Annotated in this window: 12 protein-coding genes; all 12 read left to right on the top strand. The window is 39.5% G+C overall.

Annotation, left to right across the window (positions count from 1 at the left end; all coding sequences use genetic code 11):
- Positions 1-609: RagB/SusD family nutrient uptake outer membrane protein (locus tag G563_RS35085; protein WP_028666400.1), on the top strand; the 609-nt coding region annotated here is incomplete at its 5' end.
- A gap of 27 nt (positions 610-636) precedes the next feature.
- On the top strand, positions 637-1,473 hold the full coding sequence (locus G563_RS0117165) for a DUF4397 domain-containing protein (protein WP_028666399.1): 837 nt from the start codon (positions 637-639) through the stop codon (positions 1,471-1,473).
- 70 nt (positions 1,474-1,543) lie between these two features.
- Complete coding sequence (locus tag G563_RS0117160) at positions 1,544-4,861, top strand: sugar-binding protein (RefSeq protein ID WP_028666398.1); 3,318 nt, start codon at positions 1,544-1,546, stop codon at positions 4,859-4,861.
- Positions 4,862-4,880: 19 nt separating this feature from the next.
- Positions 4,881-6,260, top strand: coding sequence for an SGNH/GDSL hydrolase family protein (locus G563_RS0117155; protein WP_028666397.1), 1,380 nt, complete (start codon positions 4,881-4,883; stop codon positions 6,258-6,260).
- A complete protein-coding gene (locus G563_RS0117150) occupies positions 6,257-8,539 on the top strand; it encodes a glycosyl hydrolase family 95 catalytic domain-containing protein (protein ID WP_028666396.1) in 2,283 nt (760 codons plus the stop codon). The genes G563_RS0117155 and G563_RS0117150 overlap by 4 nt, the downstream gene beginning before the upstream one ends.
- Positions 8,540-8,543: 4 nt before the next feature.
- Positions 8,544-10,298 carry an alpha-amylase family protein gene (locus G563_RS35080; RefSeq protein WP_051211042.1) on the top strand — a complete coding sequence of 585 codons (1,755 nt, stop codon included), beginning with the start codon at positions 8,544-8,546 and terminating at the stop codon, positions 10,296-10,298.
- A gap of 90 nt (positions 10,299-10,388) precedes the next feature.
- The gene (locus G563_RS0117140; protein WP_084650895.1) at positions 10,389-12,425 is read left to right on the top strand and encodes a right-handed parallel beta-helix repeat-containing protein; all 2,037 of its coding nucleotides are present in this window, start codon (positions 10,389-10,391) and stop codon (positions 12,423-12,425) included.
- Positions 12,422-14,359, top strand: coding sequence for an MGH1-like glycoside hydrolase domain-containing protein (locus tag G563_RS0117135; protein WP_084650894.1), 1,938 nt, complete (start codon positions 12,422-12,424; stop codon positions 14,357-14,359). The genes G563_RS0117140 and G563_RS0117135 overlap by 4 nt, the downstream gene beginning before the upstream one ends.
- Positions 14,360-14,384: 25 nt before the next feature.
- The gene (locus G563_RS0117130) at positions 14,385-17,543 is read left to right on the top strand and encodes a PVC-type heme-binding CxxCH protein (protein WP_028666393.1); all 3,159 of its coding nucleotides are present in this window, start codon (positions 14,385-14,387) and stop codon (positions 17,541-17,543) included.
- 21 nt (positions 17,544-17,564) lie between these two features.
- Complete coding sequence (locus G563_RS0117125) at positions 17,565-18,518, top strand: ThuA domain-containing protein (protein WP_037327248.1); 954 nt, start codon at positions 17,565-17,567, stop codon at positions 18,516-18,518.
- 234 nt (positions 18,519-18,752) lie between these two features.
- Positions 18,753-20,150 carry a sulfatase gene (locus G563_RS35075; RefSeq protein WP_051211041.1) on the top strand — a complete coding sequence of 466 codons (1,398 nt, stop codon included), beginning with the start codon at positions 18,753-18,755 and terminating at the stop codon, positions 20,148-20,150.
- Positions 20,150-21,306: hypothetical protein (locus G563_RS35070; protein ID WP_037327246.1), on the top strand; the 1,157-nt coding region annotated here is incomplete at its 3' end. The genes G563_RS35075 and G563_RS35070, both read left to right, overlap by 1 nt.

Raw genomic sequence — 21,306 nt, 5'->3', positions numbered from 1 at the left:
GCCCAGAATGATTTTAGTTTTCAATTCGGACCATTAGAAGATGCACCAGGTGGTGTAGTTGGCCTGAATCGAAATCGTCCTTCCGATAACTCACTGATTGAAGGAGCTGAATTGAAAAATACTTTGGTTCAGGCTTTTAGTAGCAATGATTTGCGTAGGACGGCAACAATTAAACTGAGTACTTCTATACCGATTCGGACTATAAATGCTAAATTTTGGGTACAGGGTGCCGCTGCACAAGGAACTGCTAATTGGCCTGTTTATCGGTACGCCGACGTGATTCTGATGTTGGCAGAGGCACAACAAAATCAAGGAAAAGATGCTGCTGCTTTGACGGAACTTAACAAACTTCATGCTGGCGGGCGCACAGGCATCACCCCACCCACTGGCTTGACAGGTAGTGCATTGCGAGGGGAGATTCGGCAGCAAAGAAGATTAGAACTGTGTATGGAAGGCAAACGTTGGTTTGATCTTATTCGGTGGGGTACGTTAGAAAGCACTATGGCTGCTCATGGCCGCCCCTTGCAAAAAGGTACAAAAGGCTTGCTACCCATTCCGCAAGGCGAAATAGAAAAAAACCCTGCTTTCACACAAAATGACGGGTATTAAAAACTTCAAACTCAAAAGAATTGACCAATGAAATCATACAAAGTATTTGTTTATCAGCTTTTTGCTATTGCTTGTATGGCAGTGGCAGGCTGCAAAGAAGAAGAGCGGGTAGGGTTGCAAGATGCCCCAGATAAAGCAAAAGTAGCCATTATGAACGTGGCAACGCCCAATCGCCCCGTCCCTGCTAATTCCAATCAAATAATGGGTTATTTATTTTTCTTGGACAACCGTCAACTTTACTCTCAGTCGCTGGTGACCAACAAAACAACAGGTTATTTTCTGACCGACCCAGGTGCTCGTTCTCTTCGAATTGATAGTACGGCGGCCATTATTAATGTGGCCCAAGCCCGTGCAACAGTCAATACTACCAATTTATCTACTGAGGCAGGTAAATACTATTCGGTATTTATCACTGGAAAGATTCAAGCACCAGATGTAGTAGTTACTTCTGATGATCTAACTCGTCCAGAAGCTGGCCAAGCCAAGGTACGAGTGATTCACCTTTCGCCTGATTCGCCCAGTTTAGACATCGCAGGAACAGTTGAACCAAGCCCTGCTGCTCTATCAGTACTTTTTGGGGGTAATACTTACAAAAAAACGACAGAATTTAAGAATATCAGCCCAGGCTTTTATCGCTTACAATTACGTGAAACAGGAAGCACAACGCCCATTTCTACTGTAACTACGAATAATCAAACAGCCCCTTGCTTTTTTTGCACGGGGACAGCTACCAATGAATTTACCATGAATTTAGAAGGAGGTAAAATTTATACCCTCGTCATACGTGGCTATCGTAACCCAGCTACTGTTGGGCAAATTGCTGGACCACTGTCTGTTGGTGGGTTGATAAACCTCAACTTTTAAACTGATAGAAAAAGTGAATTTTACCCCCCTTACATTTTGTTTGAGGGGGTTTCTTTTCCTGTTAAATCAAATGAAAACACCAATTCTACTATTGCTTTGGATAGTACTTGGGCTTTGTTATGCCCAAGCGCAAACACCCACTGAAACCTTTCAGTTTACTGATGAATTTTCAGTAATAACTAATCCAAAGGTAAATATGGATTTTCAAACATCAGTAGTGTCGCACAAAGGCAACATCTATTTTGGGTTTGTAGATGCAGCTTTGAATGGGTGTATTTCTAAAAAAGACAAAAATGGCACAGTTACTACCACTGTCGTAGTTAGAAGTGTATTAGAAGACCCTCACAATTCGGTATCCATAGGCATTGATGCCGAAGGATATATTCACTGGACAGGCGATATGCATCAAGATGCAATGAAGTATTTTCGGTCGGACAAACCCGAAGACATTAGTACTTTTTCGCAATTAGATGGAAATATAGCAAATGGTGGAATGTGGGGACCCCATGGAGTAAGCTACGGAAGGTTTATCCAAAGCCGAAAAGGGACACTTTTTTTTATTAGTCGTCAGCGCTTAGGCACTAATTCGGATGGGTGGGTTCCTGGCGGGCAAGGAGGCCATATTCAAGTGTATAATACCGATACTAAACGTTGGAATCAGTTAGGCTCATTAGGTTATAGTTTTCAATCAGATAAAGGAAGAACAATTACAGGAGGTATGGATAATCTGCACCAAACCAAAGCTATTTTTTGGGATAATTCAGGTGCAGGAGTTCCGCCTAACAATGGTTATCAGGGGTATAAAATCCGTCTCGTTTTTGATAAAAATAACCGCATGCATATGGTTTGGAATGTGGCAAAAAATCCAATACGCACTACTGTATCAGACACCCATACGCACTTGATGTATGCCTATTCGGATGATGAGGGGCTAACTTGGAAAAAAAGTGATGGTACATCACTGAATCTTCCCATCACTACTGAAACAGGTGACGTAGTTTATATGGAAGACCCTAATGTGGATGCACAACGGATGTTCAACGGATGTTATATTGCACTTACTTCTGACAATAAGCCTATTATTTGTCAGTGGTCATACTCCCGAAACTTGCTGGTATTCAAATACAATGGTAGCAGTTGGAGCAATGAATCAAGTGTTTGGAATCTTGGTTGGCCAGGTGAAGCTTTTACCGATGATAACGGTTGGATCACAACTATGGATGGAAGTCGTTGGAAGCGAAGTAATGACAACGGCAAAACCTTGCAAGCCTACGAACGGGTGAGTCCGTCACGAGGTGCTCCCATACATTCATTAGACTATCAGTTTTTACTTGAAACGGGTAAATTACGTTATGTAGAAGAAACTGCGACTACCACAACAATCCGTACACTGGCATTCAATAATTCAGCACCTGGTCAGGTGGAAGCCCCCGAAATAACCCCGATTAGCGGTAGTGCCATAGCGGGGTCTGCTACTGTTACTATCAGTTGTAGCGTACCCGATGCTGTAATTCGTTATACTACCGATGGTACAGTTCCTACTGAAACAAAAGGAATACTTTACACGTCACCATTTTCGCTAACAGCGGCAACAGTAGGTCCAAAAACAGTACGGGCCATAGCCTTTAAATCAGGAAAAGTGAGTAGTAGGGTGGCAAGCGCACAGATTATCCTGAATCTGAATCTTGATACACAAGCCCCCACAGTACCGACGGGTTTGGTAGCTACTGGTATTTTGTTTACGGGTTTTACTCTCAACTGGAATCCTTCAAGTGATAATAGCGGATTGACACCCACATATGAAATTTACGAAGGAACAACCCTCATTGGTACTACGGCCACTACGTCGTTTACGCTGACAGGGCTGAGACCCGCTACAAGTTATGCCCTGACTGTAAAAGCAAAAGATGCAGCCACGCCGTCCAATGTTTCGGCAGCAAGTGCAGTATTGGACGTAATGACCAACTCTACCGAAGCTACTATTTTGTTGGCGTCCACTTCACCTACATTAGATGGGATAAAAGACCTTTTTTACAAAAGTCCCACATATCCCTGTAACAATGTCTGTGCGGGGACAGTATCAAATAAAAACGATTTAGATGCCTCGTGGACAAGTACTTATGACAAAGATAATCTTTACTTTTTTGTAGAAGTAACCGACAATAATATCAACACCACTGCTGCCAACTGGTATGAGAATGACGGTGTAGAATTCTACATTGATGCCACTAATCGGCGAGGGGCAAGTTACCAAAATACTGACTTTCAGTTCACTTATACATTTGGTGATAGTCAACTGCGAGAGCGCAACCGAAACGCCAGCACTACGGGCAGCGAAATAGTTAAAATAAATACCTCTACGGGTTATCGGTTGGAAGTAAAAATACCATTTTCTGTTTTAGGGGTTACCGTTACCACTATGAGTCAAAAAATTGGACTCGATATTATGGTTATTGATAATGACATCGGTAAATGGGAGGGCAAGTTGGCTTGGTTTAATACACAAGATAATTCATGGCAAAATCCCAGCCGATTTGGACTTGCCACCCTATCCTCGCCTGATAATGATCCTCCCAGTGTGCCGACAGGATTAGTAGCAACTGGTATTGCTCAAAACAGTTTTACGCTCACATGGAACGCCTCAACGGACAATAGTGGGCTTCCTCCCACGTATCAGGTATTTTTGGGCGGTACGTTGCTTGCTACCACCACTAACACTTCAATTAAGTTGAGCAATTTAGAGCCAGCTACCGTATATGCAGTTACGGTTAAGGCCAAAGATACCGCAGGTAATACCTCAGCAGCAAGTGCGATATTTACTGTAACAACCCTTTCCCCCGATACCCAAGCCCCTACCATACCAACTGGATTGGTGGCGTCGTCAGTATCGCCTACGGGTTTTGTGTTATCATGGAACCCATCAACGGATAACGTAGGTGTAACGGCTTATGAGGTTTTCGGAAACAATGTTTTATTGGGAACAACTGCTAATACTACCATGACCTTTACGGGTTTGCTTTCGGGCAGTAAATATAGTATGAGCGTAAAAGCCAAAGACGCTGTTGGCAATACATCTGCCGCAAGTACGGTATTGGATGTAAATACTGCCGTCATCACGGGGCTGACATCCATCGGTGGTTCGAAGGTGTTAAGGCTGTTTCCTAACCCTGCTCTTGCTTATGAAGGAGTCTATGTGTTGGTGGAAGGGTTTGATCAGAGACCTGTCACCCTCATCGTAACAGATTTGCTGGGTAATATAAGGACTGCCGTAAACATCATTGAAAACAGGCCGACAGCTTTAAAAGTGGATACTTTATCGAGTGGAGTTTACTTGGTGCAGGTTTCCAATGGGGTTACTAAGTTGGTTCAAAAATTGGTAATTCGCTAAGGAAAAAATCTTTTCTACTATGCTTTTTAGATTGTTACTCGTTTTTTTTCTTTGGTATCAGGCACCTTATGTTTTAGGACAAAAGCCCATCTTTCAAAAAGGAGATAGAGTTTGCTTTGTGGGCAACAGCATCACAAACAATGGTGAATTTCACCATAATATTTTACTCTATTATGTTACTCGTTTTCCCAATGAGCCTTTACATTTTTTCAATTGTGGTATTTCGGGAGATGTCATCAGTGGTATTTTTAATCGCCTTAATGATGATATTTTAGTACATACCCCAACTCATGTCGTCATAATGATTGGTATGAATGATGTAAATCGAGGTCTTTACAGTGAAAAACCTACTACCAATGCAGATACGCTGCAACGCCGTGCGGCCGCCTTGGAAAAATACCGAATCGGCTTAGATAGCCTTGTGAGGGTGTTTTTAAGAAATAATATTCGAGTCATTTTGCAAAAACCCTCTATTTATGATCAAACTGCTGTTTTGCAAACACCGAATAATTGGGGTGTAAACGATGCCTTAAAAGAGTGTGCAGATTACATAGAATCATTATCACTTAAATATGAGCTTGATGTAGTTGATTATTGGCAAATTTTATCCCAATTAAACAAACAACTACAATCTCAAAATCCATCAGCTACTATCATCGGTAATGACCGTGTCCATCCAACTGCCACAGGGCATTTGGTCATGGCGTATCAGTTTTTGAAAACAACCCAAGTCCCCCCTCAAAACTTTGCCCAAATCGTGTGTTCAAAGAATGCTAAATACAGCAAAAAAAAGAGCCAGTATTGCGCCATAACCACTGTTGAAATCAAGCGGGATTTTAAGCGATTGATGGTTCAGGAGTATGCTTTGCCTTATCCGACCACTGACGAACAAAAGGAAGCGTTGGCATTAGTTCCTTTGGAGGAGGCTTTCAACTACCGATATTTCAAGGTCGAAAAACTAAAAAAAGGATTTTATACCTTCAAAATAGATACAACAGTAGTAGGTGTATTTAGTCATATTGATTTAAGAAAAGGTGTAAATCTGTCAACGCAACGCTACATTCCTCAGTATCAACAGGCATTGGCCGTCAAGAAAGCGTTGCTCGAAAGACATAAAACCGAAGCCAATTTACGCACTATCAAGTTTGTTGAATATGGTTTCTTGAAGGACTTTAAGAATAAAAATGATTTAGAAGCGGTTAAAAAGTATTTAGATGAACTGTATGCCGCCAAACTGTCCCATAATATCTATTTCAAAAATCAATTTGATAAGTACATAGCGATTAAACCCCACGAGGAACGATTAAGGCTAAAAGTAAATGCTGAATTACTGCAAGCATATGAATTAGCTCAACCTAAAAAACATCTATTTGTGGTTGAGAAAATAATATCAAAATGAAAAGAATCAGCTTTTTACTCTGCGTCTGCATAAGTTATTTACCTTATGTTAATGCTCAAACACTTTTTTGGCAATTTCCAATTAACAGAACCCATGCAGGTGTATTATTAGGTAATGGTACTCAGGGATTAATGATTTGGGGAGATACAACTCTAAATATCACGTTTGCAAGGGCTGGATTTTGGGATCACCGTGGAGGTAACGATTTTGCTGCAAAAACCAATTTTGTAAAAGTAAAATCACTAATTGAAAAAGGCGAAGAGGAGGAACTTCGTAAGACTTTCGCACTTTCAAACAATCCAAATGAACCTACTCGTCCACAGCAATATGGTGGAGGTGTATTACAACTTCAATTTCTTAAAAATATCAAATTACTTGATGCAAAGCTTGATTTAACAACGGCAAAAATCATTGTAAATGTAGGTTTATCGAATGGGAAAAAAGGTTTAATTGAAATAGAACAAGCTATTGACCACGAACTTACTTGGATAAAACTTTCACCAGAGTTACAAGGTAAAATTAAGCCAACTCTCAAAGCATTTTATGAATTTAATCAGCAAAAACTATCTACTATCGGTGTAACCCCTCCAAAGCATTGGTTAGAAACAAATATTTCAGGTTTTACTCAATACTTACCAAGCGATTCACCTTTATCAGCTGCTTTTTCTTTCAAACACAATCAAGTAGTTTTAGCTACTAATATTGGCGAAGACAGTCATAAGCAGGTCATTTCTACTATAAATCAGGCTAATATTTCCAGATTGGCTCAACAAAAAAATGAGTGGTGGAAATCCTATTGGTCAGAGGTATGTAATGTAAGACTACCAGACCCTATTCTTCAAGAAGCCTTAAATTATGGGCTCTATAAACAAGCTTGTGCCACTCCCCCTCATGGTTTAGCATGTACTTTACAGGGTGTATTTATGGAGGAATACCAGCTCCCACCTTGGAGTAATGACTATCATTTGAACATAAATGCTCAAATGATTTATTCACCAGCACTGGCAAGCAACCGTCCACAACACTTTAAGCCTTTTCTCGACTGGCTTCTTTCAGTTTTACCAGTTTTTCAACGCAACGGGCAATTGTTTTTTCAAAATCCCAATGCTTACATGATACCCCATGCAGTAGATGATAAAGGACAGGTAGTAGGTAATTTTTGGACTGGAACCCTCGACCATGCCACAACTGCTTGGATAGCCTATCTTTCATTTCAATATTATCAGTATTCTGGAGATAGCACCTATTTAGAGTCTCTTACCTTACCACTATCTCTTGGGGCCTTCGAAGGATTTTGGTCTATGTTGGAAGCAACAAAATTACCTAATGGACAAAAACGATACAGCTTGCCTATCTCGGTTAGTCCTGAGTTCGGTAGTGGACTACAAGGAGTGGGTAAAAACTCTTCGTTTCAATTAGCCGCATTGCATAGAATTTTAAAAGTATTACCTGAGTTGGCAACCATTTTGGAAAAACAATTAGACCCCCGCTGGGATGATGTTGCACAAAAATTGCCCGCTTATTCATTGGTAACTATGCCTTTTGGCGAAAACCTACAAGGAAAAACTCCTCCAAGAATTGGGCTATGGGCAGATAAAGACTTAACAATAAGTCATCGTCACCATTCGCATTTGGCAGGTATTTATCCATTTCAAACCCTTCATCTCAAGACATCAGAGCATACTGATATAATCAAAAATAGCTACTGGAAATGGATAAATATAGGTGCAGGGGCCTGGACAGGCTGGTGTATTCCGTGGGCTTCAATTATTCATAACCGCATGGGAAATACTGAATCAGCAATCAGTTGGCTTCATTACTGGTATAAAAACTTTGTAAATGAGGGGCGTGGAACTCTTCATAATTCCACAAACAATGGAATGAGTATGTTCAATGAACCCGACTGGGCAAAAGAAATATCAAAAGGGCGGAGAAACCATGAAATCATGCAATTAGATGCTGGTTTTGGTGTAGTAAGTGCCATTTTAGACCTATTAGTAAGTGAGCAAGCCGATGGTATTTACATTTTACCAAACCGTTCTTGGCGTTGGAAAAACCTATCATTTGACCGAATAAGAACCGCTGGAGGTTTCTTGATTTCGGCCAAAGTTCGTAATGACAAAGTGGAAATACTCCGTGTTGAGAGTAAACTTGGGGGAAATATAAAAATTCATCATGGATTTGGAGAAAGAGTGCTTGTTAATGGCAAACCATCATTTGGGGAGGTGTTGACTCTCGATTTAAAGAAAAATGAGTCAGTAATTATTACTAAAAATTAAAAAAATGATTAAAACAAAATTTAAACTTTGGATGTGTTTAGTATTCACTTTCACAACCGTTACAAAACTTTATGCTCAAAGTAGCAGCCTTAATAAACCTTTAAGCGTTTACATCAATTGGGCCTCTTATGATGAACTTTCAGATACAGTGCGACTCACTGAATCTTTAGCTATGAAGCAATTAGATGAATTGGTTCGTCTGAAAAAAGAAGGCCTACAGCTTGATTACTACTTAATGGATGCATTTTGGTTTGAGCGAAATAGTGGCTATCGAGCTTGGCGAAAAAAAGATTGGCCAAATGGTCCTGAAAAATGGTTAAAATCTTGTGAAGCACGAGGAGTAAAACCAGGATTATGGTTTAGTACTAATGTTTTACATGCTGGTGGGAAGTATATTTTAGAACCCGTAAATGAGTGGCAATCATCTCTTTCAAAATCTGGTAAATCTCTATGCCTTTTTAAAGGAGGATACCTACCTCATTTGATGGAAACGTTGGAATTATGCACGCAACAAGGCTTCGAGCTATTCAAGTTTGATTTTGCGGATTTTTACGCCATTACACCAGAATTAGAAGGTAAGATGAGTATGGCTGAAATCAAACAGGCTAATCAGAAAGCCCTCATCAATGCACTCAAAACATTTCGTCAAAAACACCCAAATGTTGTATTCGTGGCCTATAATGGATTTGGTGGTGAAATGTCAAACACAGGTGTACCTATCTCAAAGAAAATTGATTTAGAATGGCTGACTGTTTTTGATGCCATGTACTGTGGAGACCCTCGCCCTGCTGATGTACCTACCAAGAATTTCTGGCGTTCAAAAGATATTTACTCTGACCATATGGTTAAGTACTTTAGAGAAAATGGCCTTCAATTATCACAGATTGATAATTCTGGATTTATGATAGGAAAAACGGGTACTTGCTATTTCAGGGGTAATGCCGCTTGGAAAGGAATGGCGTTACTTTCGATGGCTCGTGGTGGATGGCTCAATACATATTATGGAAATTTAGAACTATTAACTTCTAATGATGCAAAATGGTTTGCCAAAGCACAACGTTTATGGTATCCTTTGCAGCAAAAAAACTCGGTTAAGCTTATTGGTGGCACACCAGGAAAATCTCAACCTTATGGTTATTTGGCAGACGGAGATAATGGTACTGTTGTTTGTATTGTTAATCCAAGTCAATCTACTCAATATGTTGATTTGCCAAATATTCAAGGAAAAGCAAATAGGATTCTCTTCAAAGATGCTGGTTTTATACCCAAAATTCAAGGTAGTAAAATTCTTTTGGGTGCTGAGCAATTGGTACTTGTTGGAATTGGAGAATATGCAAACGCAAAATTTGACTTAGGAGTTGGCGACATGGTTTCTATTCCAAGAGAAGTCAAACAGATTCCTATACAATTTACCTACCAAAATAATCAGTTGAAAGGGGAGTTTACTCCTAAACAATCCTCAGATTTAAGATTTGTATTTCAACAATTCGACAATTCCAATATCCCTTTCCGTAGCTCAGGTGGCTCACCCCCTGATGGCCTTACTTTAGCAAATTTACTGAATATTCAGATTAAACAGGGAAGTAAGTCACTGCCACTTAAAGTTGAGTATGACAAAGCCATTTGGAGTGGATTATCTTGGGCCGTTGCTGAATTACCTAAAGGAGTTTTTCAATTAGAAAAACCTATTGAAATAACCTTCAAAAGTGCAGAGAAAATTCCGCTTAAACTCACAGGTAGTGTCTATCTAATTAAATAGTTGTATTGTAAGTAATCGTTTACTCCGACAACAACTTGGAGAATTTCCTCCACTGAAAAGATTAACAATTATTAAAATAAACAGCAAATCGTGAGAAGAATTTCTTTGGTTATCCTATTTCTTGGCTTTTCTATCAGCTCTATTCAAGCAACAAATTACTATGTTTCTAATAGAGGAAATGATAGAAATAATGGAAAATCACCAAGAAGAGCATGGAATTCATTAATTCCATTACAGAAAATAAAATTGTTTTCAGGAGATTCAATATTGCTTGAGCGTGGTAGTACCATTGTTGGTAGTTTAGAGATTAAATACTCAGGCGAAGCCAATAAGCCTATTGTTATCGCAAGTTATGGAACTGGTGAAGCTCCAATTTTATCGGGTGCTAATTTTATTACAAATTGGGTAAAAATTGACGAAAATATTTTTGAATCAAACGTGCCCACTCCAATATATGATTTGTATTGGAAGACTCAAAGACTAACCCCAGCAAGGTTCCCAAATAGAGGTTATGTTCAGATTGAAAAAGGGATTGGTAAAGACTCTATTTTTTGTAAAGCCCTTAATCAGGAAAATAACTTTTGGGAAGGGGCTACTTTGCGAATTCGAACAATTGACTGGGTATATGAAACAAGAACGATAAAGAGTTCTAAAACTGGTTTAATAGTACAAGGGCCACAAAGTCGCTATCCAACAGAAAAAAGTTTTATTTCTCGAACCGAAAATGGAGAAAAGTCAATTTATGATTTTAAAAAAGGGTACGGTTTTTACTTAGAGGGCTTACCGTCTTTAGTAGATAGTACTTGGGAGTGGAGTTGGAAACAAGGCAAATTACGGGTTTTTCTACCTCAGAATTTTAGCACAAACGATATTACACTCCTTGCTTCAAGTAGAGAATATGGGATTTTTATAAAGCCGCATATCAAAAATATCGTCATCAAAGGAATTCAATTTCGCTATTTTGAGAAGGCAGGAGTTGGCTTAGGGTTTAAAACAAGCCAGATATCAATTATCGAAAACAACTTTTCACTGATTCACGGAACTGCAATTGACCTTGATAGTGCTTCACACAAAACCTTGATTCAAAAGAATCAAATACAAAATATTTTGGGGCGAGGAATCGCAGCACTCGAACCAGAATATTTAACGATTGAGGATAATATCGTAAGTAATATCGGTCTATCAAGAGGCCATGGATGGTCTGGTGTAAATGGGGCAACTGGGATTCTCATTTACAATACCGAACGGAAAGCTTCTCCAGATACTACTTACGCACACAATAATATTGTAAGACTTAATCGAGTCGATAGCTGCGGTTACAACGGAATCCGTGTTGATGATCATCATAATCTCGTTGAGTATAATTTAATTGAGCATTGTAGCTTGACACTAAATGATGGAGCAAATCTCTATTGTTTCGCCAAAGAACCCCAAGTTACGCATCATTCTATTTTTCGAAAGAATATTATTAGATACAGTATCGGTGATAGCGAGATGACTCCTCAAAATCCCAATTTAGCATTTGGTATTTATATAGACAATAATTCCCATGATATGCTTGTGGAAGACAACACCGTTATCCAGACTAATGCGGCTGGTTTAGTAAACAACGATGCCTCTTTCAAAAATACATTTAGAGGAAATACCGTATTTGATTGCAAAAATGGAATAGAGTTTTCGGAATGGGCAAACCATGGTCGAATATTCGATTGTTTAACAGAAGGAAATGTTATCGTTTCACTCTACGCAAATCAGAGAGGTCCTAAATTGTCAAATTTTATTGGCGATAAATTTAACGTTGGTAGATTCGATTATAACACCTACATCAATACTAAATCTACTCAATTCTTCTTTTTTGAAACGAAACAGGTACCCGAACATAGTAAGCTGAATTTGACATTTGGGCAATGGAAGAAAATTATTGATGGCGATGAGAATAGTACTGTTATTTCTGCCAGCACTGATTGGTCAAAGGCGTTAGACCCCATCATATTTGTGAATGATTCGAAGGAGACTCGTAGATTTCAAATAAGCGAAGCACTTTATGATATGAAGGGAGTCATGTTAAAAGACTCGTTTTCTTTACCTGCGTTCAGCTCAATAGTGATGTTCAAAAAGCGTAAATGATGAAGGAACTTAACAAATTATCACGGCCATTTTATAGAGCCATTGGAATGAAAAGTTGTTTCAAAAAGCTCTTAATGTTTCTTTTGTTTATCTCTCAAGCAAAAGCCCAGACACCAGTTCAAAGCTATCAAAACCTTCAAACCAAATTGGCCAAAGGGTGGAATACTTGGAATACAAATAGCATGTTGAGTCATGTACTTTTACCCGAGGGAATATCAGTAAACCTTGGTTTCAAAGATAATAGTATTAACGGTGACAATTATCTTCATGAATGCTATCCCTCATACAAAGAAAAATCCTCAGAAGATGTAACCGTAGGGTATCATGCTTATGACGGAAGTTATACCGAAGCTGTAATAAATTGGCACGGCTTAACAGTAAAAATAGAAACGGCAATCAAAGGCACCGACTTAGTCATACTTGTCACCCCAATCCAATTGCCCAAGAAAGATATTCAATTGGTTTCAGAGGTTGCCATGATGTGGAATCGTGCTGGGACTATTACCAAAAACGCCCAAAATATAGAGATTTATACCAAAGGTCAAAAACGCTTGGTTCAGACCACAAAACCTACAATCAATGCTTTTTTACCTTTGAAAGGTAAGTACTTAGTTTTAAAGTTGAATGAACCAATTGGAATTGCTGTCGGCAATGAAAAATTGAACTTGAATGCTATAAAACAACAAATACTTCTACAAAGAACACGTTTCGAAGATAATTTGAAAAAGTATAGCCCAAATGAAGAAACTTATCTTGTTCAACAATCCGCTATTGCTTGGAACACCATCTATGACCCTGAACGAGAAGCGGTAATTGTACCCGTTAGCAGAAATTGGAATACGTTTTTTGGCGGAAGTTATGTTTTATTTGATTGGGATACTTATTTATCTGGCCTAATGGCTGGAATTGATAACAAATCTTTGGCCTATGCAAACGTAGTGGAGGTATCAAAATCAATAGACCAATATGGAATGGTTCCTAACTATGTGTCTGCACAAGGACTTGGTTCGCCTGACCGTTCTCAACCTCCTGTGGGCAGTATTGTCGTCCAAGAACTATACAACAAGTATAGAGACAAGTGGTTGATAGAATTACTATTCGATAAATTAGTAAGATGGAATCACTGGTGGCTTAAGCACCGCCAAACCAATGGATACCTATGTTGGGGAAGCGATAAAATCTCCACTGATGCAGCAGCAAATACATGGCAAGGTGCAGCCTATGAATCGGGTTTAGACAATTCTCCCATGTATGATGATGTGCCTTTTGATACCGTTTCTCACCAAATGGTACTGGCAGACGTCGGGCTAATGAGCTTGTACATAGCCGACTGTAACGCATTAGCTGAATTAGCAAAAATCATAGGCCGAAACACAGAAGCCAAAGAATTAGAAGAACGTGCCAAAGTTTTTTCTCAGTCATTATCTACTTTGTGGAATAACGATATAGGAATGTTTTTAAATAAACGTACTGATACTGGTGCATGGAACAAACGACTTTCTCCTACTTTATTCTATCCACTCATTGCCAAAGTAGCTACCCCTTTACAGGCAAAACGCATGATTGAAGAGCATTTGCTTAATCCAAATGAGTTCTGGGGTGAGTGGGTGTTACCCTCAATTGCAAGAAATGACCCTGCTTTCGAACAACAAGATTACTGGCGAGGTCGAATTTGGGCTCCACTCAATTTTTTGGTTTACAAGGGGCTTAAAAACTATGATTTTCCGAATGCGAGGAAAGAATTAGTAAATAAATCCAATGATTTATTGCTCAAAAACTGGCGAAGCAAACACGCAGTATTCGAAAACTACCATGCTTCTGGAGTTGGCCGATTGCCAAATGAGAACCTAAACCGCAGTGATAATTTCTATCATTGGGGAGCATTATTGGGTTACATATATTTATTAGAACAGACAAACCCTCGCTCTAAATAAGCAGAATTAAAAAATAAACGACGCTATGACAAAGAAGACAGTCGCAAAAATTAAATCTATAATTGGTATAATCATTACGGTTGTATCAATAGTACTCATTGTATCTTCTTTTCTACCTAAGCAAGAAAAAAAGATAGCACTCTCAAAGAATGCTCATATTTCCCTTATAGGAAATAACTTAGGCTCCAGAATGATGAATTATGGTAGTTTTGACACTGAGCTTCACATGAGGTTTCCTTCTTATAAATTATTTGTTAGAAACCTATGCGATGGAGGTGATACTCCTGGTTTTCGACCACACGCAAGTAGAAACACTCCATGGGCGTTTCCTCATGCAGCAAAGTTTCAGAAGGAATACGCAAAACCCTCAGACAGTGAGGGAAATTTTCCTACTCCTGATGAGTGGCTAACTAACCTTAAAACCGATGTAATCCTTGCCTTTTTTGGGTATAGCGAGTCATTTGAGGGAATTCATGGATTACCAAAATTTAAAGCCGAACTTGAAGCATTTGTCTTACACACGATGTCTCAAAAATACAATGGACGTGTGGCACCCCAATTGGCTCTAATATCGCCAACAGCCTTCCAAGACCTCTCAAAAAAGTATGATTTACCAAATGGGGTCAAAGAAAATCAAAACCTTGAGCTTTATACCAAAGCAATAAAGGAAATCGCTCAAAAGCACAATATTTACTTTGTTGATGTATTCAATCCGAGTATAAAATGGTTTTCAGAAGGTACAGAACTCACAATAGATGGTTTCCAGCTAAATGAAAAAGGGTATGAGAAATTAGCGTCATTTTTGGTCGAGAACCTTTTTGAAAGTACTGAAAATCAGTCTTTATCTCAACTAAAACGAGAAGAGTTAAAAAAGGCAGTTTTAGATAAAGACTATTACTGGCATAATGACTATAAAATCCCCAATGGTGTCCATATTTATGGACGTAGATACAAACCATTTGGTCCCGATAATTATCCCGATGAGCTTGAAAAAATAAGACAAATGACTGCTAATCGAGATACTCTTATCTGGTCTATTGCCAATAACCAGTTGTATGATTTAGCAAAAGCAGATGCCCATACAAAAGTGTTAAAGCCCATCCAAACGAATTTCAAAATGGGCGAGGGAATGGCTTATCTATATGGTAAAGACGCCCTCAAAACTTTCACAATGGCACCTGGTTTTAAAATTGACTTGTTTGCCTCTGAAAAAGAGTTTCCTGACTTAGCAAATCCATGTCAAATAGCATTCGATGATAAAGGACGACTTTGGGTTGCTGTCATGCCCACATATCCGCATTACCGTCCAGGAGATGCACTCCCAAATGATAAGTTACTAATTTTGGAGGATACTGACGGTGATTTTAAAGCCGATAAACAAACTGTTTTTGCCGACAAATTGCATCTCCCAACTGGATTTGAATTGACACCTGAAGGTGTGTACGTAGCTCAGGGGACAAATTTAAAGCTATTTACTGATACCAATGGTGATGATAAAGCCGATAAAGAAGAGATTATACTCAGCGGATTTGATGACCATGATTCGCATCACGTAATTCATGCTTTTTGTGCTGACCCATCTGGGGCCATCTACATGGGAGAAGGGATTTTTCTACATTCTAACATCGAAACTCCTTATGGAACTGTAAGAGGCACACAGGGCGGTTTTATGAGATATAACTCTAAACAAAAGAAATTAGAGAGAATTGCCCAAGTTCCTGTAACCAATCCTTGGGGTATTGCATTTGATGCTTGGGGGCAATGTTTTGTCGAATCTACCTCTAATCCTAATGTGTATTGGTTAACCCCAGGAACATTAAAGCCAATTTATGGTTTTTCATCGCCAATTGGTAAAAATATCATTGAAGAAAAACATCGAGTGCGTCCTACATCAGGATTAGAATTTGTTTCGAGCCGTCATTTCCCAGATGAAATACAAGGAGATTTATTGTTGAATAATACCATTGGATTTTTAGGTACTAAAATGCACCAAATCTTAGATGATGGAACTGGTTTTAAAGCCAAACATCGAATGGACTTACTAACAAGTAGTGACCCAAATTTCCGTCCTGTTGATATGGAGTTTGCCCCTGATGGGTCTCTTTATTTAGCCGATTGGCATAATGTGCTTATTGGCCACATGCAGCACAATGCCCGTGACCCCCTTCGTGACCATGTGCATGGAAGAATTTACCGAATAACATATCCATCAAGACCACTTGTAAATCCTGCAAAGGTTCATGGAGCTACCATCGATGAACTATTAGATAATCTTAAATTATCCGAATATCGTACTCGTTACCGTTCAAAGAGAGTCTTACGTGGGTTAGATAAAAATGCTGTATTTATTAAGCTTCAAAATTGGATAAAAAGATTAAACCCTAACGATAAAAATTACGAACACCATTTGCTTGAAGCTCTTTGGGTAAGCTGGGGTATAAATAAAATTGATACCAATTTATTAAATAAACTCCTTCAATCAAGTGATGAAAGAATAAGGGCAGCAGCAGTCCATGTAAGTAGGTTTGTTGATTCAAAGACAATGAATAAACCTCAGATTTTTGTTAAGGCCGCTAATGATAAAAGTGGAAGGGTTCGTATGGAAGCCTTGGCAGCAAGTACATGGTTGGCTAAACCAATCGCATCAATGGTTCAGAATAGTGTAGCCAAAAAGCCAATGGATGACTGGCTAAGAATTACGTATAATTTTATTAAAAAACCATCCGACGATATCAAGGATTCAAATCTTCAACAGAAAGTTGATAAGAATAGTGAACTTTTTGCAAAGGGAAAAGAAATCTACAATCGTGAAGGCTACTGTATTACTTGTCATCAAGCAGACGGGGCTGGATTAGAGAGTTCTGGTTTTCCCCCACTTTCAAAAAGTAAATGGGTAACTGGTAATCCTGACCGCTTAATCAAACTGGTTCTTCATGGCATATATGGTCCAATAGAAGTTAATGGAAAGAAATACCCAGGAAATGTGCCTATGACTCCCTATGGAGGAATGCTTAATGATGAAGAAATGGCCGCCGTTTTAAATTATGTAAGAAACTCTTTCGGAAATTCTGCCTCCATGCTAATTACAAAAGAAAAAGTAAAGTCAGTAAGGGAAGAAACCAAAAATCAAAAGGGTTTTTACCCACCCTATGAGTTGTTGAAGCAACACCCAAATGAAGACTAAAACCAAACAGAAATTAAGCAAATGAAAAAACTCCTTTTTTTTACCATATCGCTTATGTTTTTAGGTTCAATGACCTTAAATGCCCAAAAACAAAAGCCACACATTGTATTTGTAATCGGCGATGAAGAATACCGTTCCGAAGAGTCTATGCCAATGCTTGGGCAAATATTAAAGCGAGAGTTAGGAGCAAAAGTCAGCCTCTGCTTTCCATTAGACGAGAAAGGATTTATCAATCCCAATATCAATAATAATATTGATGGATTAGAAGCCCTCAAATCAGCCGATTTAATGGTTATTTTCACAAGATGGAGAGAGCTGCCCAAAGAACAAGCTAAATTGATAACCGACTATGTAGAAAGTGGAAAGCCAGTTGTAGGTTTTCGTACATCTACCCACGCCTTCTTGTACAAGAAAGATTCTTCAATGGCATCTCTCAACAACGAGTGGCCCGCAAAGGTGTTTGGCCAACAATGGATAGTGCATCACGGACACTTCGATGATGGAGCAAAACCGCTTACTTCGGTTTATCCAAAAGAGAACAGTAAAACACCAATCCTTAGAGGGGTTAATTCATTCAATGCTTACTCTTGGCTTTACCATGTTGACGGAGGGGATTGGAAATTAAATGGAGACTGTTTCACCTTTTTAGAAGGTAAATCACTTAAATCAAAACATGAAATGGAAGGTAATCTGACTAAATACCCAATTATTCAACCAGTTGCATGGACGAAAAGTTATAAGGGCAAAAGTGGTAAATCATCACGTGTTTTTTTCACTACACTTGGGCATCCCTATGACTTTAAAGAGGGTTCCATGCGTAAGTTAGCCTTAAATGGAATCTATTGGGCATTAGGTTTAGAAAATAAAATTCCCAAAAATGGTGTAAATACTACCATAGTTGGTAAGTATGAGCCAAACAACTCAGGTTTCGGTGAAAAATTTAAGCTTAATGTGAAACCGATGATTATTCGATAGAAAAAATCGTCACAATGACTTCATGAGATAGCATATATCGGCAGCGGTAGGATGGGAATGAGTTTATGGTGATTTCTTTATTTGAGGAAATCGGTCTAACCTTTAAGCTAATAGGGTTCATATTTGGTGATTTGAGCGGCTGGAAATTAATTGAAATTTTCTTTGAATTCATCAATTCAAAGAAATACATTGTTTTACACGTCGTATTTTGCAAATCTTTTACAAATATCTCCCATGCGCATCTTACTTTTTACGCTTGTCGTGTGGCTGTTGTTTCGGGTTTGCCAAACGACACGCACTGTAGCAACCCCCAATATTTTGCTCATTGTTGCCGACGATATGGGCTATACCGATTTGGGTTGTTATGGTAATGCCTATTTTGAAACGCCCCATTTAGACAAACTTGCTACCGAGGGGGTGCGATTTACCAATGCCTACGCCACTTGTCCTGTTTGTTCGCCCAGTCGGGCGAGCTTTTTGACAGGACGGTATCCTGCCCGAATCGGGCTTACTAATTTTATTAAAGGGTTAAAAACTGACCCACAATCGCCTGTTTTGCCTGCCGATTATATTGACCATTTGCCCCTGTCTGAACATACGATTGCCGAAATGCTCAAAGAATCGGGCTATCAAACTGCATTGATAGGAAAGTGGCACTTGGGTGAAAATACACAACCCGAAAAATCGCATCCACAACGACAAGGCTTTGATATAGTACAGGATTTTGATTATGGATTGTTACCCCGAGACAATTCTTATGATTGGTTTAAGGTGGGAGATACACTCAACGCTTTGAAATTACCTCAGTTGAACGCTAAAATCACGCAGCATACGCTTGATTTTTTACGCCAACGCCAACACGAAAAGCCTTTTTTCTTGATGATGACACACTATGCTGTACATCTTCCATTACAAGCCTCGCCCAAACTGGTTGAGAAGTACCGCCGAAAACCTAACCCAAAACCCGATGAATACAATCCGATTTATGCTGCCATGATGGAGGAAATGGATGCCAGCATCGGGGTAGTTTTGGCCGAATTAGATAAGCAAAACTTACGAGAGAATACCCTCATTATTTTTGTTTCTGACAATGGTGGCTTGGTGGTAGATGAGGCAGGCGATAAACAACCAACCACCTGTTATCCGCTTCGCAATGGCAAAGGTACACTCTACGAAGGGGGTGTTCGGGTAGCGTGCCTGATGTCTTGGCGGGGGAAAATTACTCCTCTCAGCGTAAGTGATGCAATTATTAGCGGGGTCGATCTATACCCTACTTTGCTGGAAATGGTGCAAGGCAAAAAAGAGTCCATTCTTGATGGTAGTAGTTTCGGGGCAGTTTTTACCCAAAAAGTAAACAAAACTGTATCAAATCGTCCTATTTTCTGGCATTATCCGCATTTCAGCAATCAAGGTGGGAGACCTTCGGCGGCAGTACGGCAAGGTGATTACAAACTCATAGTATCGCTTGAAAATGGAGCAACTGAATTATATAATCTAAAAAATGATATTGGCGAAAAAAATAACTTGGCGACAATAGAACCCGATAAAACGGCTGCCCTCAAACTCCTTTTGTCTAATTGGCAAAAACAAGTCAAAGCCAATATGCCCAAGCCTAATTTAACTAAAAAATAATGCGAAATAAATTCCTTTTGCTCGTTTTTATCGGTACTGCTAACTTTCTTTTTGCACAGAAAATTGTAGTAGAGTGGGGCAAAACCCGTGCCATACGCCCTGATTTTATCGGGACTAACGGCAATGTAATCGGGAAAACCAACCCCTGGGATAGCTCTGAGATGCTGAATGCCTTACAAAAAATGGGCGTAAGCAATATCCGCTATCCCGCTGGTACCCTGGCGAATTATTGGGATTGGGATTTGGGCTGGCTTGACCCCACTGTACCCGATAGTTTGATGATAAACTGGGTAGCTCAACAAGGGATTAACCGCAGTTCGCAACGTTATCCATTAGAAAACTTTGCAAAAGCGATTAAATCCACCCAAGTTGAGCCGATTTATGTGTTGAATATGCTCACCAAAGACCTTGAACATAGCTTGCGAGGCTTGCGAAAAGCCAAAGCACTGGGTTTGCCCATCCACCTGATTGAAATGGGGAATGAACTTTACTTTAATTTACCCTTAGAATCCAAAGTATATCCCAGCCCCGAAGACTACGGAAAGGCGTGTCAATTATGGATTTCAGCCATTAAAAAAGAATTTCCCGAAGCCCGTTGTGCTGTTTTGGGAACAGAATTGAACCGCAATGCACGACAAAAAGACTGGACAGAGCGGGTTCTCCAAAATGCTCCTAATGCTGATGCTGTTATCTTTCACGTTTATACAGGTTTTGGCTTGGACGGCGGCAGAGAGCGCAACACTAATAATGCCGGGCAGGAAGGACTGACCAACGCTACCCGAAAATTCGGCACACCGCTCGAACGCCAACAATATGAATTGGCGCAACTTCAAATGCCCGAAGGCTACGCTCGTTTTTTGAACCTTGCCCAAGAGGTAGCGAGCCGCTACCGTAAAATGACAGTTCCTACACACATGGACGTGTGGGTCACTGAATTTAATGTACGGGCGGACAGCAGTGCCATTCGTGGAACCTGGGCAAATCTTTTGTTTATTGCAAAATTTTATGAGGAATTTTTAGAAGGTGGTCAGGTGAATCTTTCCTGTTTTCATAATATTCAAGGGCCTTTATTTGCTGCCTATTTTTTCGATACGCAAGGTTTAAACCATGTTTTGACCGAAAAAATTACAACCAGAGTGGGGAGTTTATCGGCAGG

Source organism: Runella zeae DSM 19591 (assembly GCF_000423565.1).
Classification (GTDB): Bacteria; Bacteroidota; Bacteroidia; order Cytophagales; family Spirosomataceae; genus Runella; species Runella zeae.
This window is presented reverse-complemented; position numbering and strand designations above follow the sequence as displayed.

Excerpts from the sequence above, each read along its gene's own strand:
- G563_RS0117165 (WP_028666399.1), top strand. The coding sequence starts at position 637 with ATGAAATCATACAAAGTATTTGTTTATCAGCTTTTTGCTATTGCTTGT.
- G563_RS0117130 (WP_028666393.1), top strand. The coding sequence starts at position 14,385 with ATGACAAAGAAGACAGTCGCAAAAATTAAATCTATAATTGGTATAATC.
- G563_RS0117155 (WP_028666397.1), top strand. The coding sequence starts at position 4,881 with ATGCTTTTTAGATTGTTACTCGTTTTTTTTCTTTGGTATCAGGCACCT.
- G563_RS35080 (WP_051211042.1), top strand. The coding sequence starts at position 8,544 with ATGATTAAAACAAAATTTAAACTTTGGATGTGTTTAGTATTCACTTTC.
- G563_RS0117150 (WP_028666396.1), top strand. The coding sequence starts at position 6,257 with ATGAAAAGAATCAGCTTTTTACTCTGCGTCTGCATAAGTTATTTACCT.
- G563_RS0117160 (WP_028666398.1), top strand. The coding sequence starts at position 1,544 with ATGAAAACACCAATTCTACTATTGCTTTGGATAGTACTTGGGCTTTGT.
- G563_RS0117135 (WP_084650894.1), top strand. The coding sequence starts at position 12,422 with ATGATGAAGGAACTTAACAAATTATCACGGCCATTTTATAGAGCCATT.
- G563_RS35075 (WP_051211041.1), top strand. The coding sequence starts at position 18,753 with ATGCGCATCTTACTTTTTACGCTTGTCGTGTGGCTGTTGTTTCGGGTT.
- G563_RS0117125 (WP_037327248.1), top strand. The coding sequence starts at position 17,565 with ATGAAAAAACTCCTTTTTTTTACCATATCGCTTATGTTTTTAGGTTCA.